Origin of the sequence: Nodosilinea sp. LEGE 07088, from assembly GCF_015207395.1 — a bacterium.
Taxonomy (GTDB): domain Bacteria; phylum Cyanobacteriota; class Cyanobacteriia; order Phormidesmidales; family Phormidesmidaceae; genus Nodosilinea.
Genome location: NZ_JADEWX010000098.1, coordinates 1 through 22,401 on the forward strand (window position 1 = coordinate 1; position 22,401 = coordinate 22,401).

A 22,401-nucleotide genomic window follows, 5' to 3' on the forward strand; every position below is an offset into this window, starting at 1 on the left:
CTGGTCTGCCACTCTCAACTCCATCGATAAGCAATTGAGATTGCTTGAGCCGTATACAGTGAAAGTTGTACGTACGGTTCTGAGGGGAGGGAGGGAGCAATAAATAAAACTCTCTCCTTTACCCGACTGCAAGTTCTTGATGTTATGCTGCAAGTTCTTGATGTGGGAATGAGATCGAAATCTTATCTGTTAGCGTTCAAAATTAAGTAAGCATGAAATAGTCTGTTGGTAGAATCCGCTAGATATTACTTTAAGGTTGCTGGTCAGAAAATCTATAATTGAGAGTGCAGCACCAATGTGCCTGGATGATAGCAGATCCTACCAATGGTTAAACTTGCGGGAGGCAATGGGTTATCGACCTTCTATAAAAACACTTTTTGGGAACCTCTATGGAGTTTGATCTGCGAAAGGCGATTAACGCAATTTCAGATGTCGTCCAGAATCGACCAATCCCTCTTCGCGAATTTGACCAGATATACATGAAGGTTGCCGATATGGTGATCCAAGCGGAGTATGTGGCTCGTGTTTTTGACAACAAGGATGTCGTATTTGTCGGGGATGGTGATGGAATTGCACTGTCTGCTGCTCATTTGAAAGCTGAAAACGTCATCAACTATGGACCGCAATCAATTACTTTGCTTGATTTTGATGAACGAATCGTCAATTCCGTGCGGCGCTTTGGTGAAAAGCTTAGCCCTCACATCAAGGTTTCGTCACATCTTTATAATGTGGCAGACGCACTGCCGCCAGAGCATTTTGGCGTATACGACGGGTTTCACATCAATCCGCCTTGGGGAGCAAGTAACGATGGGGAAAGTGTTATTGCCTTTTTCGAGCGCGGCAGTCAGGCAACGAAGGAGAAGAGTTTGGGGATTGTCGTCATAGCGGATGACCCTGACTTAGCATGGACTCAAGGAGTTTTACGAGATACCCAGCACCGCGCGCTTGAACTCGGATACGTAGTAGCCGAGATGCTGCCACAGTTGCACCTTTATCATCTCGACGATGCACCTGACCTACGGTCATGTTCGTGCCTATTTCGTCGTATTGATCCTAGTTGTATGCAGACTGTATCGGAGCCTCTTGAGTCGGTACGGCTCGAAAATTTTTACGGCAGAAGTTCTCCGTTACGCTTTCGATACGTGCGTGAGCGGACAACACTGAACACCGACAGAGAATCAGACCTTCTTTATACACTTGAAAAACTTGAGGTGGACAATGGATGACAAGATAAAGCAAGCAGGGCTTATTTTTATGAAAGTTGGTCTGCATGCACAAGAGAGTATCGAAGATATTGTCGAGCGCAAACAGCGCGAATTTGAAGAGGCAGGCTCTATTTTTTGGGGTTATGGCGGTAATACTTGCCATCCACTCACGATGGTTCAACCGTTTGCGAAAGAGGTAGAAAAAAGTGGCAATCAAATTCTCATTGTTATGCAGAAGATGAACTCTAAACATGCCGCTCCGCCAGAAATTGCTAAAGAGTACTCAGACGATGGTGTGGATTGGCAACCAATTCCTAAGGGTATAGAAGTCCGTGGGTCACGTTATGCACTAGTTCTGGACAAGCTTCGGGTCGAAGAATTTGACTTGGATCTGGGTGAACTACAGGTTGGAATTGGACCTAGCCGTGGACGCAAAGCCGACCAATATCTAGTCGGTCAGGCGGACAAAGGGTGCTTTCTTTATACGCATCGGGAACTACCTGTAGCACAGGAGGAGCAGCCATTAAAGCGTATCGGACTAGTTGCCAACGTTAAAGCACCGTATGCAGTTTTCCTCAAAAATTAGCTAGATGCTCTGTATAGTAGGTTCCCGGTCACAGCACGCAGATGATTGATGTACGAAGCTAGCGCCTCTTGCACTGACTTGTAGGTTGCAGGAACACTTACGCCAAATGCAATATTCAATGCTTTATCGACATCAGATTTTGATCTCACGCACTTTTGGATGTAAGTAAATTGATCCTTGACTAAGTACGAGAACAGCACTTCCATTGGTACAACACGACCTGCCAAGGCATTGGCAAGGTGGGCGACAGATCCATGGGAGCAAAGTGCTGCCAGCGATCGCTTATCACCTGTGATTACCAGCGTACTACTAGCGGTAGCACCTACTGCAAGCAACAAGGCTTCCCCAGTATCAATATTTTGTACCGCACTCATTGCGTCCAAGAACTCCGGGTCAGCCAAACTAGTGTCTAGGGGTTTAGCGACTTTGAGGAATGATTCTAATCTAGAGTAGCTCTCCTCATCTTCACAAAAAAGCAAGGGATTTTTAGAAGGCAAGAGGACATATTTTGCTGTCGCAAGCACCCGCACATCGGTGATCGTGCAACCGAATAGGGCTACAGCCTCATTGAGCAGTCCATAACGCGCAAGTTTAAGTAAAGCGTCGTTATCGATCAGAAGTAGGCGATCCATGAACGACCTCACCCAGGGTGTGAACCAGTAGCCCTGCCAAGGAATTCCAGGGTTTCCGGTGGCAAGACCTCCGGGTCAATGCCACCCCACATGGCTTGATTGATCACTTCTGACGCAGGTGGCTTCTGATCTTGCAACACCTTAGCAGCAGCTATGCCCACGTCCCATTTCCCGGATTGATTCGCGAAGTTCAACACAATGTGTCCAGGATCGATATGGTGTGCCTTGCCATGCTCAAATGCTGAATGGGCTAGCTCTCTGAAATTAATTTGATGATCTGACGAGGTATAAGTCGCGTTTGATCTACCATTTAGTAACTCGATCGCGAATATATCAGCCGCACGTTCGTCCAAGTCGCTATCCCTCAATGCGTAAGAATCTTCGCTCAGTTCCTCATCGATCAGTATTTCGTTGGGAGCCACATGCCCAAGTGCCAAGTGCGCCACCTCATGAGCCAAAATGAAGAGTTGCCAAGCCCAAAGGGGCGACACTTTTGACAAAATGATGACGGGTCGGCTGTCTGTATGGATAACCATCCCATCCATTTTCGCTACACCAATGCCAAGTTCCGTCAAATAAGCCACAGGTACACCATGCGACCAGCAGGACATCAGCAAATTCCTCAACCCCAGCCAGTTACCCGGAAAAACATCAAGTACCTCTTTACGCAGAGCCTCAGCACTGCCGACAAATGGATCGAATTCCGCTCGACAAGCTGATGCAATAGATTCAGCAACACTAACTGCAATTGCTGTTGATGCCGTCAGATTCCTTGACTTGTTAGGAATTGAGCGCTTGTACTTTACGTCACGTCTCCGAAGCGATTCGACTCGTGGGCTAGCATCAAACAGAGGACTGGCACGAAGACCCAGTCGCTTTGCGAGAATCGCCGCGATCTCCAAAGATGCCGCAGTATCCGATAGCACTTCTGGTGTCACCCATTCGGGTAGCAGCACATTTTGCATGCTGCGCGGGAAACCAGCAGATTCAAGTGATCCAAAGATCCTATCGATCTGACGGTTAGATGTGTCCGAGTGAATTTCCTGCTGTGTCATCTGGTCTTTTATTTAACCCCCTCAGCCCTTTAATCACTGTGAGCAATGCTCTTCCACCTGCCTCTGTTCCGTCCCATGCATCAATAATAGCGTCTCGCAGCAAGCTATCGTATCCATGACTTGCTTTACCATCTGTAACAGATGGCACATCATAGAAATTGCATAGCTTATTGAATGACTGACTGATGCGTAGACGCTTCCCATCAAACCGTCGCATACGCGAAACAGTTGGCTGACTCACAGAGGCAAGTCGAGCGATTTCGCTTGAAGAGCGGCTATCAGCTCTTAGGCAGGATAGTAATTGCTGAACCACCAACTGAGTTTGGTCATTTGTCATGTCTATTCATTATTCTATTCGATAATTACTAATGAATAGCATAATGATATAATCCTAGTCACTTGGATGTGGACACGATCATGAAAAAAATTCCCCCGACATTCTGCTGGACTAAAATGGGAACAGAAGCTGGCGAAGAGTTGACGGCAATTATCCGCAGGAAGGAGTGGGAACGCCAATTAGGTGGTGGATACTTCTTTTGGGGAATTGGTCAGTCCCTTGGTGAAAACGCTAAAGTTGCAGCACCTGAAATATCTTCTTTACATGTGATTTTTTCACCAATGCCCAGCAAGCCTAAGCTAATTGATGTGTCACCAAATGATGTGGTTATATGGAATGCCTGGGTTGATGCACAAGGCGTAGTAAGAAGATTGCCGATTCATTGCTTCATCACGAGCCGTGCATATTTGCCTTCTGGTAGAAAAAAAGAAAGTCATTACGCTTTGGTGTGTTTCTCCGATCAGGAATTGAACGAACAAAGCAATGAAATCTCTATATCCCCAAGCCACCTTCGCAATGTAACAACCAATAAACCTCTTGGGGCATCACAGGTGACAGCCGTTGTGCATGCCCTAAAGCTGAGGGATGAAACATCTGATGCCAAAAGTTATTCCGTTAGTTTTACTGCTGAACTTCGTTCACCCTATTGTGTACAATTAGCCCAACCATCATTACTAGATGTGAAGGAGCTTATTGAAATTAAGGCAATTACAAATTCGGATGACATTGAATCGTGGAATGATTTGGTTAAATCTATCCGTTCTCGCATGATAGAACGGATAGATTGGGTGCAATGCACACTAGATTTTGGTGAAGAAGAAGACTTATCGTTCACTGATAGTCTGAGTCTGCTTAAGCGCTCTGAGTATAGCAAGGTGTAAAACTTTACTCAGAGTAAACGTGTCTTGCTTTTTGAAGTTATTAAGTGCCAGTTAGAATTTTGCAGAGATTTTAAGTTTTGGGAAATTCTCTAAAAAGAGGACGAAATATTGGAAATTCAGGGAGTAATCTGTGAGGTTAAAGCATAACAAATCGTTGCAGCGGCGGAATAGAGATGGTCGGTGGGATGCCAAAGTTACTAGTCGCCGCTGAACTTCGCCGTTAGCCCGCCTGCAATCAAACGGTTTCCTGAAATATCGACTTTGAATGGGCAGAATGGCACTGCTGGGAGGTAGCTGAGGTGACTATCGATAAGCCGAGTGCTTAAGGGCCTTAACCTGCTGAAGACTAGTGGGTTGAGTAGTTGCCTGCGCGCGCAACTCGACTAGTTGTCTCCCGGCACAACTATGCCAGGGTTGGACTAGCGGGTTGCGCGGTGCAAAAGAGATGAGTCCAAAATCCACCTAGTTGTGTATCGAGCAGACAATCTGCCCCGTGGACTGTGGGCTAACGGCTGTCTCATTTAGGGTTGTCACAGCCCCACTGGGCAAGGGGGGAATAAAGCGGCTAACCTAGCTGTAGTGCCCATCTCCCTACAGGCAACTCCGTTGGACGACCCCAAGTTACAGGCCAAACTCAAGCAGTTAGAGGCAGAACTCAACAGTTCTGCACCGTCTGCCGCGCATCCAGCGGCTCAGGCTAAGCCTGCACCACCAGCTCAGAGTTGGAGCAGCAGCCTGAAGTCTAATGTCATGCTGCCGCTCTATCTGGTGGCAATTCCCTGGACCCAGGAGATTATTGACCAGGTCGTGTTTGGTGGCCGCTGGAATATGCCGCTGCACCCCCGCAGCATTGAGGGCATACCGGGCATTTTTTTGTCGGCCTTTTCCCACGCCAACTTTGCTCACCTGATTGGCAACACCATCGGGTTTTTGATTTTTAGCTGGCTGATTTTAGCCAAAAGTCGCCGCGACTACTGGGTGACGCTGCTGGTGGGCTGGCTCGGGGGCGGAGTAGCGGCCTGGCTGCTGGGCCCCAGTAGCGTGCACGGGCTCAGCGGGGTGGTTTATACCCTGTTTGGCTATCTGTTATGTATTGGCTGGCTAGAACGTCGGATAGTGCCGCTGTTGATTTCGGTGTTTGTGTTGATCAACTACAGTACGTTTATTTTTGGCATTTTTCCGACCCAGCCGATGGTGGCCTGGTGGGGGCATTTGTTTGGTTTGGTGTTGGGCATTGTGGCTGCCTACGGCGTCTACCAAGAACCTGTGAGACGGCGATAGGTCGGGTTAGGATGCCTGGGTTTAGAGGGCTGAAGGAGGCCAGTACCACACCCTAAACTGCTACTGGCCAAGGCAATAGGGGGGCAGCACGAGGAGCGTAGAGGGGATGACGCGGTTGCCCGGTACGGTTTTGCCCCAGGCAGCGAAATTTAGCCTGGTGGGGAGCCAGTAGCGTTAACACGGCGCGATCGCGCTCCCGCCAGCTACCCCAGTTGCCCCAGGCCAGTAAAACTTGATCGGCCTGCTGGGTAGCCTCAGCTAGAGCAGCGTTGTTCCCAGGGCCAATGGGATCTGCGACCTGGCTCAACACCCGGGGATGGGGGCTGCGGTAGGCAAATAAATTGACCACGGCGATCGCCCCAAAGCCCCAACCCTGGGCCAGCCCAATGCAGCGACGGAGGGTGGGGTCATCGCGGCTAGCGTCAGCCTGGCTGGGGTTGAGCATGACAATAGCCAGCCTGGGAGCGGCCTGATTCCACCGCCGACCCAGATAATAGCGATAGCAGCCCGTCGAGTCGAAGATGGCGCTGCGCTCCATTGCCTGTAACATTTGTTTACATTAGAGAAAGGATAGGCCGGGGACTGGCGCGTTATTTCCGAGGCCACCCCACTCCACGGAGAACGACTGTTTTGACTATTTTCTCAACCTTTAGCCCCTCGGTGCGCAACAACCTGATGGTGCTATTTGCCTCGGGGCTGTGCTTCTGGGCCGGGCTGGCGGGGCTGCTACCCACCCTGCCCCTTTTCATTGAAACCCTGGGCGGCAGCGGTCAACAAATTGGCATTGTGATGGCCTCGTTTGCCATCGGCCTGCTGGTAGCGCGGCCCTACCTGTCGCGACTGGCCGACGAGCGGGGGCGCAAGGTGGTGCTGATGATTGGGCTGAGTGCGATCGCGATCGCCCCCTTTGGCTACCTGCTGGTGCAATTGTTGCCCCACTGGGTGGTGCCCTTATCGGTAGGCGGTTACACCCTCAATCTAGATGCCTCTATGCTCGCGATGATGGTCATCCGGGCCTTTCATGGCCTGAGCATTGCCGCTTTTGTGGTGGCCTACAGTGCCCTGGTGCTTGACCTGGCCCCGCCCGCCCGCCGGGGCGAACTGATTGGCTATATGACCCTGGTCAACCCCATAGGCTTGGCCCTCGGCCCGGCGTTAGGGGGCTTTCTCTACGAGGCCCTGGGGTTTACCACGGCGTTTTTGGCTATGGGGCTACTGGGCATCGTCGGGCTGCTGCTAGTAGCCCGACTCCAGGAACCCTATCGACCCCGCCCGGGGGGCGACGATGCCGCCTCAACGGAATTTTGGAGTCAGCTGTGGAGCGGGCGGATACGCACCCCAGCGATCATCTTGCTGCTGGTGGGGTTGGCCTTTGGCACCCTGAGCACCTTTGTGCCGCTCTACGTGCGCGAGGCCGGGCTGGCGCTGAATGTGGGCCTGATTTACTCGGCTTCGGCCTTGGCCAGCTTCATGTCTCGGCTGGTGGCCGGGCGGGCTTCCGATCGCCATGGCAGGGGTCGGTTTATCACCGCTAGCCTGCTGATTTACAGTGTGGCTATGGGCGTATTTTGGCTGGCCCGCAGCGCGCCCATGTTTTTACTGGCGGGGATGATTCAGGGGATGGCGGGGGGCACCCTGATTCCCATGATTGCAGCCCTGATGGGCGATCGCTCTAGCCCCAGCGATCGCGGCCGCACCTTTGGCCTCGCCATGGTGGGGTTTGATGTGGGCATTGCCCTGGCGGGGCCTGTATTTGGCACCATCGCCGATCAGCTCAGCTACCGAGGCATCTTTGGCCTCGCCGGGGTGATGACCCTGGTGGGACTAATCGTATTCGCCACCGCCAACAGCAAAGATCTAAGCCATTCTCTCCGATTTGCCCTCGGCCACGGTCGGGATGTCTACGCCGTAGACTGACCTCACCCAGCGCCAAACCACTAACCTGGAGCGGAAAAAATTTCTGATTAAAACGGGCGAGGAGGGATTCGAACCCCCGACACCGTGGTCCGTAGCCACGTGCTCTAGTCCACTGAGCTACACGCCCTTGCACAGGTCTTAGATAGTAGCATATTCCTTGGCTGATTCTAAACCTGTACCCCAAAACCCATGACTGAAACTTCTGCGCCGGGTCTAAGCCATCTCGATGCCCAAGGCCAGGCCCATATGGTCGATGTAGCCCCTAAGGCCCAAACCCTGCGAGAGGCCGTCGCCGTTGCCACCGTGGTCATGCGGCCCTCAACCCTGGCCACCATTGAGGCCGGCAACGCATCCAAGGGGGATGTGTTGGGTACTGCCCGCATTGCCGGCATTATGGCCGCCAAGCAAACCGCCCATCTGATTCCCCTCTGTCACCCGCTCCCGATTCAAAAGGTGGAGGTGCAGATTAACGCCGACGCCAGTCTGCCCGGGTACACCATTCAGGCAACGGTCAAAATCAAAGCTGAAACCGGGGTCGAAATGGAGGCCCTCACCGCCGTCAGCGTCGCTGCCCTCACCCTCTACGACATGGCCAAGGGCCTGGAAAAATCGATCGAGATTCGCCAAATTCGCCTGCTGAAGAAAACCGGCGGCAAGTCGGGCGACTACCGCGCAGAGGCATGACCATTGCCCTGATTACCGACTTTGGCACCCAAGACAGCTATGTCGGGGTGATGAAGGGGGTGATCGCCACCGTGGCCCCTGCGGCGCACTGCATCGACCTCACCCACGCTGTTTCCCCCCAGGATCTCTACGTCGCTCGGTTTGCACTGCTGAGCGCCTACCCCTACCTGCCAGTGGGCACTGTTTACCTGGTGGTGGTGGATCCAGGGGTGGGCACTCAACGGCGGGCAGTGGCGGTCCAAACCGAGCGGGGCTGGTTGGTCGGGCCTGACAATGGCGTCCTCAGCGGGGTGTTAGATCACGCTCCCATCCTGACCGCCGTCGAGCTCACGAATGCTGACTACTGGCGTCTGGCTCAGCCCAGCGCCACGTTCCACGGACGCGATATTTTTGCCCCGGTGGCGGCCCACCTGCACAACGGTGTGCCGATTGAACAGCTCGGCTCACCGATTGAGCCACATTCTCTTGTGCAGTTGCCGCTAGTCCAACCTACAGCAATCCCCAACGGCTGGATGGGAGCGGTGCAGTATATCGATCGCTTTGGCAATGCCGCCACCAATATCCCAGCCAGCGCCGTACAGCCTGGCCCGTGGCAACTCGGGTTAGGCCCACGCCTGCTGCCCGGGGTGAGTACCTACGGCGAAGTGGCTGTCGGTGAAGGATTGGCGCTGATCGGCAGCCACGGATTTGTAGAAGTTGCGGTCAATCGGGGCAGCGCCCAGCAGCAGCTGGGGATAACGGTGGGCGATCGCATCACCCTGACGCGGCTTTAGCCCTCCGCCACATGGCCCTGCAATCCCCCTCGTGCCCTGACCTGAGGCTGTCCCTGGGTGGCGGCCACCCAGGCGCGGTAGTCTTCGACCAGCTGGCGCTCAATGCGGTGCTTCATGGTGCCTAAAATGCTGCTCAAAAAGGTCTTCCCGGTGCGATCGAGCACCGAGTTTGGCATGTAGCGAATGGGAGGCGGCAGTTCTAGGTGAATTTGGAGATCGGCGTGGCCCTGCAACTCGGTATGGCCCGAGCCACGTCGGGGGGTTAGGGTGCCCTGTAGCGCCATGCCAAACGAGTCATTCACAAAGCTGAGGTAGTCGGGGCCTTTGACCTGGCAGTCTACCGACTCCAGGCGCAGGGTGCCATCGGCCAAGCTCCATACCCGCAGATCAGCGGTGGGCTCAATACTAATGCCCATGAATTGCAGCGGTCGCAGGCTCAGACGATAGACTCCGTCGCCCAGCACCTCAATGCGGCGCGAGTCGGTAATCGCCTGAACCAGTCGCTGGGGCTGCCGTAGGTAGTGTTCGATGGGGACAGCCTCATTGGGCACCCGCAGGCGCAACGTTTGGCTGGCGTGAAATTCTTGCATAAAAAAACGCTACCTGAAAATGGCGTACGACCAGAGGTAGATGAACTTTTGTAACCTCTGTTTAACAATTTAATACCTGCTTCAGATTTCGTGGTGTTTGGAGAGCACGGTTGGGCACCCTAAGACCTTTGCTTTGGAGCAGGATGGTGAGATCCTCCCCATCCCTATTCGGCTCTCCGGATCGCATCTTGATCTGAGAAGGCGTTACATAGAGTTACGACTCGTTCAGGATCAGTTGCACCCAAGGAGACCGCAATGACATTTACCCCAACCCATGTTTTAGTTTCGCGCACCAAAGAAACTCCGGTGCAGCTTGTGGCCGGAGCAAAAGGCTACTGGCTCTACACCGAAAGCGAATTGCAGACAGGCGCTCCCCCCGCTTTTGAGATGCGACCCAAGCTCGGTTTTTACTGTCGCGGGCAGCAGGTTGTGGGTTTTCGCCTCCAGCCATTGACTCAGAAGGCTGCCGCTCAGCCTCAGGCCCCTCAGCTAGTTCAATAGGCCCAATGCCCAGTAGGGAGCAGCAGGGGAGCTAGGGAGCCAAGCGATCCAGAACGGTGGACATATTTCAGCCTTCGGCTAAAAACCCGGTTTCTTTGTCGTTGCCCTGAGGGCATGACTGGCATTCTGTCCGAGAAACCGGGTTTCTGTACCGGCGTTCTAGGCAAGGTGATATAGATCCAGGCAGGTGACGTAGTGGCTAACGGTTCAGTATGACCTGCTGAATCAAGTCGGCCAGCTTCGTAGCGCTGTCGGCGGTGGCCAAACTCCCAGCCGCCGTGGCCATCGCCTCTAAACGCTCCGGTGCCGTCAACAAGTCCAGGACTAGGGCCTGAAATTCTTCGGCAGAAATCTGGCTTTGCTTTAGCATCAGAGCAGCCTGGGCATCGACAAAAGTTTGAGCATTCACCGTCTGGTGATCTTCTGCCGCAAAGGGGTAGGGAATCAAAATCGACGGGGTGCGAGATATGGCCAATTCTGTCAGTGTGCCCGCCCCGGCTCGGCCAATGGCCAGGGTCGCCCGATGCATCAGCGCCGCCATGGCACCAAAGAAGGGGCGATGAATGTACTGGGCATGGCTGTAGCTGTCGGCCTCGGGGTCGCTGCTGCCGGTTTGGTGCACAATCCACGCGCCCGCGTCAATCCATTTTGGGGCAGCGGCGCGCACCAGTTGATTGACCGCCACAGCACCCTGGCTACCGCCAACCACCACAATCAGCGGCACCCCATCGGGAATGGCGGGATCGCTTAATACGGGCGGTTCAGCGGTGAGAAATTCGTCGCGGACTGGGGTGCCGACCACCACTGTCTTGGCCTTGGGCAGGTACTGGCGGGCAGCATCGAACCCCAGCGCCACGATGGTGCAGCGGGGGCTGAGCCAGCGGGTAACCTTGCCCGGCAGAGCGTTAGACTCGTGCAGCACGGCGGGCAGGCCCAGCGATCGCGCCGCCAGAATCGCCGGAGCCGCAATGTAGCCGCCAGTGGTAAACACGCCGTCAAACTTGCCCTGCTTGAGTAGCCGCCGCACCTGTCCGGTGGCTTGGCCAAACTTAATCAGGGTCTGAATGGTTCTCAACCCCGGTCGGCCCTGAAACCCAGCCATGCGCACAGTGTGCAGCGGAAAGTAGTCGGGCACCAGGGTGGTTTCGAGGCGATCGGGCACCCCCAGCCATTCGATCTGATACCCCTCTACCCCCAGGGCGGCGGCGGTGGCGATCGCCGGAAACAAATGCCCGCCCGTGCCGCTGGCAGCCACCAGCAGCCGAGGCGATGCCGCTTGGGTAGAGGTCTGATACACGAAAGCACCCTAGACACAGAAAACGCCTCTAACTATACCAACTCCCCGGCAATTGATATAAGGTAGACGGAGTATTTCTGACGTAGGGCGGTTGAGCGTGGCAACAGCAACAAAGCGGTGGAGTCTTGGCCTATGGGCAATAGCGACCCTGGGATTAACCCCTGCCGCCTGGCCTAGCCCAGCCCAGGCTAGCCCGCCACTGCTGGCCCAAGCCGCCCCGGTCGAGGTAGAGGGCCTGCTCACAGAGCTACAATTAGCTGCCAGCGATCGCGACCTCGACGCCGTCATGGCCTTTTACAGCGAGTCGTTTGCTAGCGACACCGGGTTTGATTACGCCCAACTGCGCCAAACCCTCGAAGCCCTCTGGCAGCAGTACCCCGACATTACCTACGACATTGAGCTATTGAGCTGGCAGGCCGATGGCCCCGGCAACTACACCCTCGAGACCCGCACCACGGTGACCGGTAAGCAGGTGCAGGCTGACCGGGTGCTCACCCTCAATGCCGATGTCACCTCGCGCCAGCGTCTCGAAAATGGCCAGATTGCCTACCAGGAGACCCTAGCCGAAACTAGCCGCCTGGTGTCGGGCGAGAACCCGCCCACGCTCCAGGTACAGCTCCCTGAGACCCTCAGCCCCGGTCAAACCTACAGCTTTGACACCATCGTGCTCGAGCCCCTAGGTGAGAATACGCTGATGGGTGCTGCCGTAGAGGAGGGCGTGACGGCCACCGACTTTTTTGAGCCGCGCCCGGTAGTTTTTGACATTCTCAGCTCGGGGGGGCTCTACAAAGTGGGCACAGCCCCCGCCGAACCCGACAGTCGCTGGGTCTCGACGGTGGTCATTCGCGAAGATGGCTTAGTCGTTGAAACCCGTCGTGTTCAGGTCGAGTGACCATGGCCCACCAAAACTGGCTCATCACTGACGACGGCAGCCATCGTCCCTTTGGGGATGCCGATATGGTAGAGCCGGGGCGCTATTATCGCCTTTTTCGGTTTTTGACCGAACTGGAAGATATTCTCGACACGTTTCACGACGACACCAGCCGCCTAGAGGTGATTACTCCCCTAGTGCGCAAGCTGCTGGTGAGCTCTTACTGGCTCCAAATGGAGTACAGCGCCCCTAACCCGGCGACGGGCTGGAGCGTTAACTTTCTCTACCGAGAGCACGAATATCCGATCACAGTGCAGATGGTGTCTTGGCTGCCGGGGCACCATTCGACCATTCACAACCACGGCACCTGGGGCATTGTGGCCCTAGTCGGGGGGCAAGAGCGCAACCGCCTGTGGAAACGAGCCCCCCAGCCCCAGCAGCCCGATCGCCTAGAGCAGATCGACGAACTGATTCTCAACCCCGGTGATATCGTTGCCCTGACTGCTAACGCCATCCACAGCGTAGAACCCCTCGGCGATGAGCCGACGGTATCATTTAACCTCTACGGGGTAACAGATTTTAGCGATCGCTACGAGTTTGATCCCAAAACCCATACGGCCAAGCTGTTTTAGTCATTGCCACGGTCTATCTAAAAAACAAATTGCCGGGTTTCTGCGCTAGTAGATGAAAGATTTGGGAAGTTGGGGTAAACTTCATCAGACGATTGGGGGAGTGTCTGTCAAAGCTAGATTTTAGTCTCTAGTTTGGCCTAGTTGAGCTGCTCAGGTGGCCCACCTCAAGCACCTATTTCAGACCATCAATTTCTCCCTTTGCCAACGCCAGGATAAATCGACCTATGAGCCAGGAAGAAGCCCTCAGCACTGCCACATTGTCTCCCGAGGAACCGACCCCGGTGGATTCAGAAGCTCTGGTCAGTACCTACGCCGATAGCCTGATTACCGAGCTATTTGACGATGTAGATAAAATTTTGGATGGTGACGACAACGCCTTAGCTGCCGCTGAAGCGCCTCCTGAACCAGCCTCCACAGCCATTGCCCCCATTGTCGAAACCGTCGCCACCCCCGCCAACTCCGAAACGGCTGAAACCTCGTTGACGGCCCTAGGCAACGAGATCGATTTCTTTAGTGGTGACCATAGCCAGCCAGCTCCCGCCCCGGCCAAAACCCGCTTTGGCAAGCTGTTTGATCGGCTGTTGTTGGCCATTACAGCGCTGTCGCTGATCGGTGTAGGCGGGTTGCTGTGGCTGGGCCAGCAAGGTAGATCGCCCAATGCTGACACGCTAGGCCAACAGTCAGACGAAGAGTTTTTGGCCTACCTCCAGCGCTCCTTGGAAGTCATCTACGACAAGGTTGAGAGCGGTGAGTTGGGCAATACCGCCACTGCGAGCCAGCTCCCCCCAGGTTCAGCGACACCCACCCCGCCCATGCTGCCGCCCTTAGGCGCAGGCGGCACCGTAGGTAGCCTCGGCACTGGCCCAGTCAATGTGATTGAGCGGGTGTACATTCCCTATCAGACCAGCCAGCAGCCCACCGCCGGAGCCCAAGGTTTGGTGCCTCAGCCCGGGGTTAGGGCAGCCTCGCCTGTGGTGCCCACAGCACCACCCCAGACTAGTGCGGCGACGGCTAACCCGGCCCACACGTTGGTGGGCATTTTAGAACTGGGCGATCGCTCTGCTGCCCTGTTTGAAATCAATGGCGTATCTCAGCGGGTCTACATTGGCGAACGCATCGGCAGCAGTGGCTGGAGCCTGGTATCGGTCTCGAATGAGGAGGCTGTCGTTCGCCGCAACGGCGAGGTGCGATCGATCTTCATCGGCCAGAAGTTTTAGCCTGGCGAGATTTCTCTAACTGTTGATTCACCGCTGGCGTGATCGCGATCGCGGCAGAGCAACTATCGACCCTGGTCTACTAGGACACAGGCTGCGATCGCAGCCTCTGCGATTCCAGTGGCTAGCAATGACTACTCTAGGGTAGCCAGCCGTCGCTTTTTTATTTGGCTAAGATAAAACCACATCGCTCCTACTACAGGTTTTATCCCTATGGATCTGCTTCGTTTTCTAAAGTGTGGTGCAGTCCAGCGCCTGATCATTGCGCTGGTGGCGGGTATGGTATGGTTCACGGGCTTAGTTGCTCCAGCTCAGGCCGATGATATGTCCAGCACTCAGCAGTATCTTGCTGCCGATGGTACTGATTTAACCGCTATGGTGCAGTGCCTACCCGCAGAACTGAGTCAGGGCAGCTTTGCCCGCGCCCTAGAACAATCTAAAAACGACTTTTTAGAGAAGGTATTTGACGTTAAAGACAACTACACCGACTACAAGATAGACGATACCGAACGGGAGTATTTGGCCTGCATGGAAAGCAAGGGTGTCATCTCCCAAGTCATGCGATAGGTGAAGCGTAGCAACCAGCCCGTCCTCGGCGGGTTGCTTCAAGGGCGGGGTGGGTCAAACCAGGACGGCAGCGTCACCTGCGGCTAGGGGCGTCGATGCCCACCTACCCACCCCTAGCCTGCGGCAGCGCATAAGAGCAGGTTTCTACCCCCGCTAAACCGCTATTCTGAAAGGCAGGCGTTGCGGCAGGAGCACATCCATGGGCTTATTTGAAGACCTGAGTCGGTTTCTTGAAACTCGGCTTGATGAATTTCTCAAAGCCAACCCCCATCTAGAGCTGTGGGGGTTAGAAGATCAGCTGCGGGGCCAAGAGCAAGACGCCATTCGCCTGCTGGGAGACCTCAAGCGCCGCGAAAAGCAGCTCGAAGATAGCATTCTCGCCACGGCCCAAGACATTCAGCGCTGGCATGGGCGAATCACAAAAGCCCAGGCCGCCAACCGTCTAGATTTAGCTCAGGCTGCCGAAGAGCGCGAGGCGGCCCTGCTGCGCCAGGGCAACCAGTACTGGGGCCAGATGAAAGGCATCAAAGAGCAAATTGAGCAAACCCGCACCCTCCAAAAAGAGATTCACGATCGCCGCCGCGAACTCAAGACAAAAATTGCCGCAACCCAGGCCCAGCGCACCGCTCAGCGCGCTTCCACCAGCTGGGATACGGGCTGGGCCCAGCCACCCTTTGATGGCTTTGGCAAAGACCCTATGGATCCGGTTGAAGAGTCGTTTCAGCGCTGGGAAACCGAGCAGGAGCTGGAGGAACTGAAGCGCCAGGTGGGAAAGTAGGGGAGCGGGGGAGCTCAGGCGGTCAAGAGGCAAACGCACGAATCTCCAATCGCTGCGATGTTTTGATCCCCCTATCGGCCTGATGGTTGTTGCTTAATTTCAAAGGAAATCGACCCGCCTTTGCTGGCGATCGCACCGGGTTTCGCCGATGAACTCACCAACGGATCTGTCGGTAGACCGTCCCCAGCCTGGGAAGATGGGGGGACGGCCTGAGGCGCGATCGCCTCTGAGGGCTCTCGGCTCAGCAGTGTTTCTAGACCCGGCTGGCGGCGGCCAGACAGCACGGCATAGTTAGAAGCGATCGCCAGACCAATCCCGCCAAAAATGGTCATGGGCAGCGATAGCTCAACGCCGCTGAGCCAGGGCATTTGCCCCAGCCACTGGGTGGCTTCGGAGCCAAAAAATAGCAATACAACGCAAACCAGCCAAAATTTCATCGCACTAATACGGTCTATGCCCGAGGCCCAAGCAACGTCAACCGTTAACGACCTCGGGATTGGACGCTGAAGACATCCTCATACCGACAGGTTTTATGGAGATATCGAGGCAGCTCAATTATGGCTTATCCGTCAGCTTTGGCTCACCTCTTTGGCTCACCTAAAAGTATTTGCTCAAGGAATTGGACATTTTTCTTAAGAAACAGCCCACCTCGACGACAGATCTCCAGAATGGGCCTGGGGCAAGGCTTATAAACTGCTTGACACAGCTACTGGCTAGCCAAAAGAGGGAGTATGGGGGTGCGATCGCGCCCAATCTGTCTCCACTTTGCTACCAAGCCGACTTTTCCTTGGTGAAGGGTATGTCAGAATGTAAGCGGTTTTTTGCCAACTCACCCAAGCTCTTGGAGTAGGCAGTCGAAATGGATTCTGTAGACACCCTTTATCAATACGCCTGGCTGATCCCACTGCTGCCGCTCCTCGGAGCCGCCGTCGTGGGCATTGGCCTGATTTCCTACGGCGAAGCCACCAGCAAACTACGACAGCTGGTGTCGGTTTTCATCGTTTCCCTGATCGGGGCAGCGATGGTCTTTTCCTTTGCAATTTTTTGGAGCCAGTGGCAGGGACACGCTCCCTACACAGCTATGTTTGAATGGGCCTCAGCGGGCGACTTTCGCATCGAGATGGGCTACACCATCGACCATCTGGTCGCGCTGATGCTGGTGGTGGTCACCACCGTCGCCTTCTTGGTGATGATCTACACCGACGGTTACATGGCCCACGACCCAGGCTATGTTAGGTTCTACGCCTATCTCAGCCTGTTTAGTTCCTCCATGCTGGGCCTGGTGATTAGCCCCAACCTGCTCCAGGTCTACGTGTTTTGGGAGCTGGTGGGCATGTGCTCGTACCTGCTGATTGGCTTTTGGTACAACCGCAAGCCCGCCGCCGATGCCTGCCAGAAGGCGTTTGTCACTAACCGGGTGGGCGACTTTGGCCTGCTGTTGGGCATTTTGGGTCTATTCTGGGCCACCGGCAGCTTTGACTTTGAGATCATGGGCGAACGGCTCACCGACCTGGTCAATATCGGTAGCTTGCCCGCCAGTGTTGCCGCCATCTTTGCCATTTTGGTGTTCCTCGGCCCAGTAGCTAAGTCAGCCCAGTTTCCCCTCCACGTGTGGCTGCCCGACGCCATGGAAGGCCCTACCCCGATTTCGGCGCTGATTCACGCCGCGACAATGGTGGCGGCGGGGGTCTTTTTGGTCGCCCGCATGTACCCGGTGTTTGAGCATATCCCAACGGTCATGACCGTAATTGCCTACACCGGGGCGTTTACCGCCTTCATGGGGGCCACCATCGCCATTACCCAAAACGACATCAAGAAGGGGCTAGCCTTTTCGACCATGTCGCAGCTGGGCTACATGGTCATGGCCATGGGCGTGGGAGCCTATAGCGCGGGTCTGTTTCACCTGATGACCCACGCCTATTTCAAGGCGATGCTATTTTTGGGTTCTGGTTCGGTCATCCACGGCATGGAATCGGTGGTGGGCCACGACCCGATATTGGCCCAGGATATGCGTCTGATGGGCGGCCTACGCAAGTACATGCCGGTGACAGCCTATACCTTCCTAATTGGCACCCTAGCTATTTGCGGCATTCCGCCCTTTGCCGGTTTCTGGTCAAAAGATGAAATCCTGGGCTCTACCTTTGCAGTCAGTCCAGTGTTGTGGGCCGTGGGCTGGGTAACGGCGGGCATCACCGCCTTTTACATGTTCCGCATGTACTTCTCCACCTTTGAAGGCAGCTTTAGGGGTAACGACGAAGGCATTCGCAACGATCTCAAGCGGGCACAACTTCAGAGCATGGGCATGTCCCTTGGGCCGGGAGCGATGAACCCCCAGGAGCTGACTCTAGATGCCCCCCCTGACGACCACGATGACCATGACCACGACCATGAACCCCACGAGTCACCGCTGTCGATGACCTTTCCATTGATGGCGCTGGCGGTGCCTTCGATGTTGGTAGGTCTACTGGGCACGCCCTTTGCCAACTACTTTGAGGCCTTTATTCATCCTCCCGGCGAGGTAGAAGAGGTGTTAGAGGCCGCTGCGGCCTTCGACTGGAGTGAGTTTGTGCTGATGGCCGGCAGCTCGGTGGCGATCGCCGTGGCCGGTATCATGCTCTCGGTGCTGATGTACCGTACGAAGGTGATCGATGCGGGTGCGATCGCAGCCAAGATTAAGCCGCTGTACAACCTGTCACTCAATAAGTGGTACATCGACGACATTTATGACGTCGTCTTCGTCCAGGGCAGCCGCAAACTGGCCAAGCAGGTGCTTGAAGTCGACATTCGCATCGTCGATGGCCTGGTCAACCTAGCCGGTCTCGTTACCCTGGTGACTGGGGAAGGGCTGAAGTACCTTGAGAATGGCCGGGCCCAGTTCTATGCCCTCATTGTGTTTGGCGCTGTGCTGGGCCTAGTGCTGTTGTCGGGCGTGACCTAAGAGCCAGGGTTGTCTGCGATCGCAGACAACCCTGGCTCTTAAGAGTTTCTTGCTTTGCTGTAAAAACTGTTTCGATCCTCTCCAAAATTCACTTTCTTCGGCTTAGAGTCATCGCTAAGCGCTCTTGCCCCTCCTAGATACCGCGACGAGAAACAGCTTTATGGACCTCGCGACTTTTCCCTGGTTAACTACCGTTACGCTGCTGCCGCTAGTGGCCTGCGTTGCGATTCCCTTTTTGCCTGACGACAATGGCAAAACAGTTCGTTGGTATGCTCTCTCGGTCGGCCTGATCGACTTCGTACTGATCGTGGCTGCCTTTTACCTCAGCTACGACTTTAGCCAGCCCGGGCTTCAACTGGTTGAAAGCTATACCTGGGTACCCCAGCTCGACCTCAAGTGGTCGGTAGGGGTCGATGGCCTATCTATGCCTCTGGTGCTGCTCACGGGCTTTATCACCACCCTGGCGGCTCTGGCAGCCTGGCCTGTAACCCTCAAGCCCAAGTTCTTCTACTTTTTGCTGTTAGCTATGTACAGCGGCCAAATCGGCGTCTTTGCCGTGCAGGACATGCTGCTGTTCTTTCTGTTTTGGGAGCTAGAGCTGATCCCGGTGTACCTGCTGCTGTCAATTTGGGGCGGCAAAAAGCGCCTCTACGCGGCGACCAAGTTCATTCTCTACACGGCGGGCGGTTCGCTGTTCATTCTGGTGGCGGCGCTGGCGATGGCCTTCTACGGCGACACCATCACCTTTGACATGACGGCCCTAGCGGAGAAGGTCTACCCGCTGCGGCTACAGCTGCTGCTCTACGGTGCCTTTTTGATCGCCTACGCCGTGAAGCTACCGATTATTCCGCTGCACACCTGGCTGCCCGATGCCCACGGCGAGGCCACGGCCCCGGTACATATGCTGCTGGCAGGTATCTTGCTGAAGATGGGGGGCTACGCTCTAATTCGCATGAATCTGGGCATGCTACCCGATGCCCACACCTACTTCGCCCCGATCCTGGTGATTTTGGGCTGCATCAATATTGTCTACGCAGCGCTGACATCCTTTGCCCAACGCAACCTCAAGCGCAAGATCGCCTATTCGTCGATTTCCCACATGGGGTTTGTGCTGATTGGTATTGCCTCCTTCACTAACCTGGGGCTGAGCGGCGCGGTGCTGCAAATGATCTCCCACGGGTTAATTGGGGCCAGCCTATTCTTTTTGGTAGGGGCTACCTACGATCGCACCCACACCCTCATTTTGGATGAGATGGGCGGCGTCGGCAAAAAGATGCCCAAGATTTTTGCCATGTTCACCACCTGCTCGCTGGCGTCCCTGGCACTGCCGGGCATGAGCGGCTTTGTGGCTGAGCTGATGGTCTTTGTGGGCTTTGCCACCAGTGACGCCTACAGCTTTACCTTTAGGCTGGTGACCGTCATCTTTATGGCGATCGGGGTGATTCTCACGCCGATTTATCTGCTGTCAATGCTGCGGGAAATTTTCTACGGCCCCGAAAACAAAGAGCTGATCGAGCACGAAGTACTGGCCGATGCCGAGCCCCGTGAGGTGTTTATCATCGCTTGCCTGCTGGTGCCGATCATTGGCTTTGGCTTTTACCCCAAGATGCTGACCCAGATTTACGATGCCACAATCCAGCGGCTGACTGCTCGCCTTGGCGACGTATTCATCGCAGAGCCAGAGGGCAATGCACCCATTGCGGCCTTACCCGTACTGAGAGCGCCATCGATCGGCCAATAGTTGGGTTCATTAGCTACTCATGGCTATTGGTAATTGTCTAGTCTGGGGGGTCGCACATCGGTAAACAATTTGGGCATCGACGACCCTTCTACAGGGCAACCCCCTCAGCGCTAGAACGTTTGTAGTCCACTTGCTCCGAGGGTTCGATAACGTCTAAAGCCTTTGGTTGCTCCATGGCATCTACATCAACCGATTCAAAGTTGAGAACATCAGCATCCATGGGAGCATCTAGCCCACCAGAAGCAGGCTCTGTGGCTGATGGGACAGGGGTTTCAGGATTTTGTTCAGCAGCGGCACTCGCAGCTAGGTCATCTACAGCCGGGGGTTCTACAACAGCGATCGGCAGTTCTGCGCCTAGGTTTTCGGCGTCTGAAGTCACCGCCTCGACCGGGGGCGCGGGCAGGTCAAGCGCGGGCAACGCTGCCTCAGGAGGGGAGGTTTCTACGGGTAGATCGGCCGCTTCTGGGCTGGTAGCCATGGGTGTGTAAACAGCGCTTTCGGGCACTGCGCCAGGAAATAGAGGCTCTGGGTTGGCAGCCCCTTCCATCGGTAGTGAGGAGGCTTGATTAGCCTCTCGGGTCGCAGCCCAGGTCGGCGGCGTATCGCCAGCTCGGGTTTGTGACGCGGCTGCATCCGATGCATCGGCCACCATGGCTGGCTCCTCTGCCGCTGCATCGCTAGGGGCTACAGATTGCTCCTCAGGCACTGTTGCAACCACCGGGGAGGCCGGAGAAGGCTCTTGAGGGGGCTGAGTGCTGGTTTCTTCTAAGGCCTGCTCACCATTGAGCCACCCCCCAAAGAAAGCGGCCATTTGGGGTTCTTCAGGGGTTTCGGCAGCCGTGGGCTGACGTGAATCAGTCTCAGGGTTAGAGGCTTCCGAGGCCTGCTCACCATTGAGCCAACCCCCAAAGAGAGCGGCAGCCTGGGGTGATTGAGGATGGTCGGAGGGCAACTCGGGACTAGGGCGCAACTGAGACACTGTATGGGTGGTAATTTGCCACAGCGCGGCTAAGGGATCGTCGCTGGCTGCTAGCGCCACCGAGTCTGCAGATGGTGTTGTTTCTGCTGGCTCAGCAGCTACTGGTTCTGCCGGTGCCACTGGGTCGCTGGGGGAAGTCCACATCTGCAGAATTTCGTCTACGGGCTCAACCTCGGGCTGGGCCAAGGCGATCAGACTAGCGGGGTCAGGTTTGGGAGGCACTAGAGTCCAGGTCTGGGGTAGCAGGTCAGGATCTTTGGCCTCGTAGGCGGCGATCGCTTTGGCTACGGCGTCAGCCCGTCGTTTCTGGTCACGGCGAATGCTGAGTTCAGTATTGCCTAGCCCAGGAGCATTCCAGCCACCGGTTCTAGGATTGATGTAGGCGCGAGTACGGGCCACTAGAATGGCTTCATAGCCCTCATAGCCATTGGCTTTGGCCTCTACCAAGCGCTCAATGTAGCCCACTCGGCCAATGGAGGCGAGGGGTGATTGGTTGGCTAAATCTAGACCATTGAGGGTCTCTTCGAGGGTGAGGTTAAGACCGTGCTTGAGCGCCCGGTCGCGTAGCACATCGGCCTGATTTTTGAGCCGGGCCAGCTGCTTTTGGTCGGCCTCCTCGGGGGTTTTTGCCCCGTGTTGGTAAGAGAACGTGCCCATGTTCCACACCCGATTGCCCGGGTCGGTGTGGCCATTATAAGCAGGATTGAAAGCCCCGTTGGGGGTGCGGGTGCCCTCGGCGCTGCCCACGGCCCAAGCTACCAAAGAGTTGGTATCGCCTTCAAATAAGCTCGCCAGTGGGTCGGCTGGTACCAAGGCTGCGGCTAGGGCGGCCGCTTTGGCCTCGCGCGCCACCATTACCGCTGGAGAAGCTTCTACAGCAAAGTCTAGAGCCAGGGAATGCGGCGCCGCTTGGGCCTCTGGCTGAGGCTCGGGGGGCGGGGC

22 protein-coding genes, 1 tRNA gene and 1 pseudogene are annotated in these 22,401 nt (G+C 55.5%); 15 read left to right on the forward strand and 9 right to left on the reverse strand.

Going from position 1 to position 22,401, the window contains the following annotated elements:
- Positions 1–389 precede the first annotated feature (389 nt).
- Together IQ254_RS19280 and IQ254_RS19285 are read left to right on the forward strand one after the other, a co-directional pair.
- Complete coding sequence (locus tag IQ254_RS19280; RefSeq protein WP_193967790.1) at positions 390–1,226, forward strand: bis-aminopropyl spermidine synthase family protein; 837 nt, start codon at positions 390–392, stop codon at positions 1,224–1,226.
- Positions 1,219–1,791, forward strand: coding sequence for a hypothetical protein (locus tag IQ254_RS19285; RefSeq protein WP_193967791.1), 573 nt, complete (start codon positions 1,219–1,221; stop codon positions 1,789–1,791). Before IQ254_RS19280 ends, IQ254_RS19285 begins: the two co-directional genes overlap by 8 nt.
- On the opposite strand, the gene IQ254_RS19290 is transcribed toward IQ254_RS19285, so the two are convergent.
- Genes IQ254_RS19290 through IQ254_RS19300 form a run of 3 tightly spaced genes read right to left on the reverse strand, consistent with a single transcriptional unit; the run spans position 1,788 to position 3,815 of the window.
- Positions 1,788–2,423: a hypothetical protein gene (locus IQ254_RS19290; protein WP_193967792.1), complete on the reverse strand. Its 636-nt coding sequence runs from the start codon at positions 2,421–2,423 to the stop codon at positions 1,788–1,790. The genes IQ254_RS19285 and IQ254_RS19290 overlap by 4 nt on opposite strands.
- Positions 2,424–2,431: 8 nt before the next feature.
- Complete coding sequence (locus IQ254_RS19295; RefSeq protein ID WP_193967793.1) at positions 2,432–3,478, reverse strand: hypothetical protein; 1,047 nt, start codon at positions 3,476–3,478, stop codon at positions 2,432–2,434.
- Entirely contained in the window at positions 3,444–3,815 is a 372-nt protein-coding gene (locus IQ254_RS19300; protein WP_193967794.1) for an AsnC family protein, read from the reverse strand. Before IQ254_RS19300 ends, IQ254_RS19295 begins: the two co-directional genes overlap by 35 nt.
- A gap of 80 nt (positions 3,816–3,895) precedes the next feature.
- Here IQ254_RS19300 and IQ254_RS19305 point away from each other — a divergent pair, with 80 nt between their 5' ends.
- Entirely contained in the window at positions 3,896–4,696 is an 801-nt protein-coding gene (locus tag IQ254_RS19305) for a hypothetical protein (protein ID WP_228040885.1), read from the forward strand.
- 606 nt (positions 4,697–5,302) lie between these two features.
- Positions 5,303–5,977, forward strand: coding sequence for a rhomboid family intramembrane serine protease (locus tag IQ254_RS19310; protein WP_193967795.1), 675 nt, complete (start codon positions 5,303–5,305; stop codon positions 5,975–5,977).
- Between the two features lie 52 nt (positions 5,978–6,029).
- Here IQ254_RS19310 and IQ254_RS19315 read toward each other — a convergent pair whose 3' ends face one another.
- Positions 6,030–6,527, reverse strand: coding sequence for a DUF1643 domain-containing protein (locus IQ254_RS19315; protein ID WP_228040886.1), 498 nt, complete (start codon positions 6,525–6,527; stop codon positions 6,030–6,032).
- Between the two features lie 80 nt (positions 6,528–6,607).
- On the opposite strand from IQ254_RS19315, the gene IQ254_RS19320 reads away from it, so the two are divergent.
- Entirely contained in the window at positions 6,608–7,894 is a 1,287-nt protein-coding gene (locus IQ254_RS19320; protein WP_193967796.1) for an MFS transporter, read from the forward strand.
- Positions 7,895–7,947: 53 nt separating this feature from the next.
- Here IQ254_RS19320 and IQ254_RS19325 read toward each other — a convergent pair.
- Positions 7,948–8,021: transfer RNA gene (locus IQ254_RS19325), tRNA-Arg, on the reverse strand.
- 62 nt (positions 8,022–8,083) lie between these two features.
- On the opposite strand from IQ254_RS19325, the gene moaC reads away from it, so the two are divergent.
- Positions 8,084–8,578: a cyclic pyranopterin monophosphate synthase MoaC gene (moaC, locus tag IQ254_RS19330; RefSeq protein WP_193967797.1), complete on the forward strand. Its 495-nt coding sequence runs from the start codon at positions 8,084–8,086 to the stop codon at positions 8,576–8,578.
- Positions 8,575–9,351 (forward strand): S-adenosyl-l-methionine hydroxide adenosyltransferase family protein, encoded by a 777-nt coding sequence (locus IQ254_RS19335; protein ID WP_193967798.1) that lies wholly within the window; start codon positions 8,575–8,577, stop codon positions 9,349–9,351. The genes moaC and IQ254_RS19335 overlap by 4 nt, the downstream gene beginning before the upstream one ends.
- Here the strand turns inward: IQ254_RS19335 and IQ254_RS19340 are convergent.
- Positions 9,348–9,941, reverse strand: a complete 594-nt coding sequence (locus IQ254_RS19340; protein WP_193967799.1) for a DUF1997 domain-containing protein — start codon at positions 9,939–9,941, stop codon at positions 9,348–9,350. The genes IQ254_RS19335 and IQ254_RS19340 overlap by 4 nt on opposite strands.
- A gap of 255 nt (positions 9,942–10,196) precedes the next feature.
- Between IQ254_RS19340 and IQ254_RS19345 the strand changes: the two genes are divergently transcribed.
- Complete coding sequence (locus IQ254_RS19345) at positions 10,197–10,442, forward strand: hypothetical protein (protein ID WP_193967800.1); 246 nt, start codon at positions 10,197–10,199, stop codon at positions 10,440–10,442.
- A gap of 199 nt (positions 10,443–10,641) precedes the next feature.
- Here the strand turns inward: IQ254_RS19345 and murG are convergent, their stop codons facing one another.
- On the reverse strand, positions 10,642–11,739 hold the full coding sequence (gene murG, locus IQ254_RS19350) for an undecaprenyldiphospho-muramoylpentapeptide beta-N-acetylglucosaminyltransferase (RefSeq protein WP_193967801.1): 1,098 nt from the start codon (positions 11,737–11,739) through the stop codon (positions 10,642–10,644).
- A 97-nt stretch (positions 11,740–11,836) separates the two neighbouring features.
- Here murG and IQ254_RS19355 point away from each other — a divergent pair, with 97 nt between their 5' ends.
- The 5 genes from IQ254_RS19355 (at position 11,837) to IQ254_RS19375 (ending at position 15,801) form a co-directional block, all read left to right on the forward strand.
- A complete protein-coding gene (locus tag IQ254_RS19355; RefSeq protein ID WP_193967802.1) occupies positions 11,837–12,631 on the forward strand; it encodes a nuclear transport factor 2 family protein in 795 nt (264 codons plus the stop codon).
- Positions 12,632–12,633: 2 nt separating this feature from the next.
- Entirely contained in the window at positions 12,634–13,242 is a 609-nt protein-coding gene (locus tag IQ254_RS19360; RefSeq protein ID WP_193967803.1) for a cupin, read from the forward strand.
- A gap of 224 nt (positions 13,243–13,466) precedes the next feature.
- On the forward strand, positions 13,467–14,459 hold the full coding sequence (locus IQ254_RS19365; protein WP_193967804.1) for a hypothetical protein: 993 nt from the start codon (positions 13,467–13,469) through the stop codon (positions 14,457–14,459).
- Positions 14,460–14,669: 210 nt separating this feature from the next.
- Positions 14,670–15,023, forward strand: coding sequence for a hypothetical protein (locus tag IQ254_RS19370; protein WP_193967805.1), 354 nt, complete (start codon positions 14,670–14,672; stop codon positions 15,021–15,023).
- A gap of 199 nt (positions 15,024–15,222) precedes the next feature.
- The gene (locus tag IQ254_RS19375) at positions 15,223–15,801 is read left to right on the forward strand and encodes a TIGR04376 family protein (protein ID WP_193967806.1); all 579 of its coding nucleotides are present in this window, start codon (positions 15,223–15,225) and stop codon (positions 15,799–15,801) included.
- Positions 15,802–15,872: 71 nt separating this feature from the next.
- On the opposite strand, the gene IQ254_RS19380 is transcribed toward IQ254_RS19375, so the two are convergent.
- Positions 15,873–16,238, reverse strand: coding sequence for a hypothetical protein (locus tag IQ254_RS19380; protein WP_193967807.1), 366 nt, complete (start codon positions 16,236–16,238; stop codon positions 15,873–15,875).
- A gap of 422 nt (positions 16,239–16,660) precedes the next feature.
- Between IQ254_RS19380 and IQ254_RS19385 the strand changes: the two genes are divergently transcribed.
- Positions 16,661–18,739 carry an NAD(P)H-quinone oxidoreductase subunit 5 gene (locus tag IQ254_RS19385; RefSeq protein WP_193967808.1) on the forward strand — a complete coding sequence of 693 codons (2,079 nt, stop codon included), beginning with the start codon at positions 16,661–16,663 and terminating at the stop codon, positions 18,737–18,739.
- A 160-nt stretch (positions 18,740–18,899) separates the two neighbouring features.
- Positions 18,900–20,402, forward strand: a pseudogene (locus IQ254_RS19390) (NAD(P)H-quinone oxidoreductase subunit 4); the annotation flags it as partial.
- Positions 20,403–20,568: 166 nt separating this feature from the next.
- On the opposite strand, the gene IQ254_RS19395 reads toward IQ254_RS19390, so the two are convergent.
- A partial coding sequence (locus IQ254_RS19395) for a hypothetical protein (protein ID WP_193967810.1) occupies positions 20,569–22,401 on the reverse strand: 1,833 nt, incomplete at its 5' end.

What these genes read in the sequence shown, in the direction of transcription:
- IQ254_RS19280 (WP_193967790.1), top strand. Translation starts at nt 390, where the DNA reads ATGGAGTTTGATCTGCGAAAGGCGATTAACGCAATTTCAGATGTCGTC.
- IQ254_RS19385 (WP_193967808.1), top strand. Translation starts at nt 16,661, where the DNA reads ATGGATTCTGTAGACACCCTTTATCAATACGCCTGGCTGATCCCACTG.
- IQ254_RS19380 (WP_193967807.1), bottom strand. Translation starts at nt 16,238, where the DNA reads ATGAAATTTTGGCTGGTTTGCGTTGTATTGCTATTTTTTGGCTCCGAA.
- IQ254_RS19375 (WP_193967806.1), top strand. Translation starts at nt 15,223, where the DNA reads ATGGGCTTATTTGAAGACCTGAGTCGGTTTCTTGAAACTCGGCTTGAT.
- IQ254_RS19335 (WP_193967798.1), top strand. Translation starts at nt 8,575, where the DNA reads ATGACCATTGCCCTGATTACCGACTTTGGCACCCAAGACAGCTATGTC.
- IQ254_RS19370 (WP_193967805.1), top strand. Translation starts at nt 14,670, where the DNA reads ATGGATCTGCTTCGTTTTCTAAAGTGTGGTGCAGTCCAGCGCCTGATC.
- IQ254_RS19365 (WP_193967804.1), top strand. Translation starts at nt 13,467, where the DNA reads ATGAGCCAGGAAGAAGCCCTCAGCACTGCCACATTGTCTCCCGAGGAA.
- IQ254_RS19360 (WP_193967803.1), top strand. Translation starts at nt 12,634, where the DNA reads ATGGCCCACCAAAACTGGCTCATCACTGACGACGGCAGCCATCGTCCC.
- IQ254_RS19315 (WP_228040886.1), bottom strand. Translation starts at nt 6,527, where the DNA reads ATGTTACAGGCAATGGAGCGCAGCGCCATCTTCGACTCGACGGGCTGC.
- moaC (WP_193967797.1), top strand. Translation starts at nt 8,084, where the DNA reads ATGACTGAAACTTCTGCGCCGGGTCTAAGCCATCTCGATGCCCAAGGC.
- IQ254_RS19290 (WP_193967792.1), bottom strand. Translation starts at nt 2,423, where the DNA reads ATGGATCGCCTACTTCTGATCGATAACGACGCTTTACTTAAACTTGCG.
- IQ254_RS19340 (WP_193967799.1), bottom strand. Translation starts at nt 9,941, where the DNA reads ATGCAAGAATTTCACGCCAGCCAAACGTTGCGCCTGCGGGTGCCCAAT.
- IQ254_RS19300 (WP_193967794.1), bottom strand. Translation starts at nt 3,815, where the DNA reads ATGACAAATGACCAAACTCAGTTGGTGGTTCAGCAATTACTATCCTGC.
- IQ254_RS19285 (WP_193967791.1), top strand. Translation starts at nt 1,219, where the DNA reads ATGGATGACAAGATAAAGCAAGCAGGGCTTATTTTTATGAAAGTTGGT.
- IQ254_RS19295 (WP_193967793.1), bottom strand. Translation starts at nt 3,478, where the DNA reads ATGACACAGCAGGAAATTCACTCGGACACATCTAACCGTCAGATCGAT.
- IQ254_RS19305 (WP_228040885.1), top strand. Translation starts at nt 3,896, where the DNA reads ATGAAAAAAATTCCCCCGACATTCTGCTGGACTAAAATGGGAACAGAA.
- IQ254_RS19345 (WP_193967800.1), top strand. Translation starts at nt 10,197, where the DNA reads ATGACATTTACCCCAACCCATGTTTTAGTTTCGCGCACCAAAGAAACT.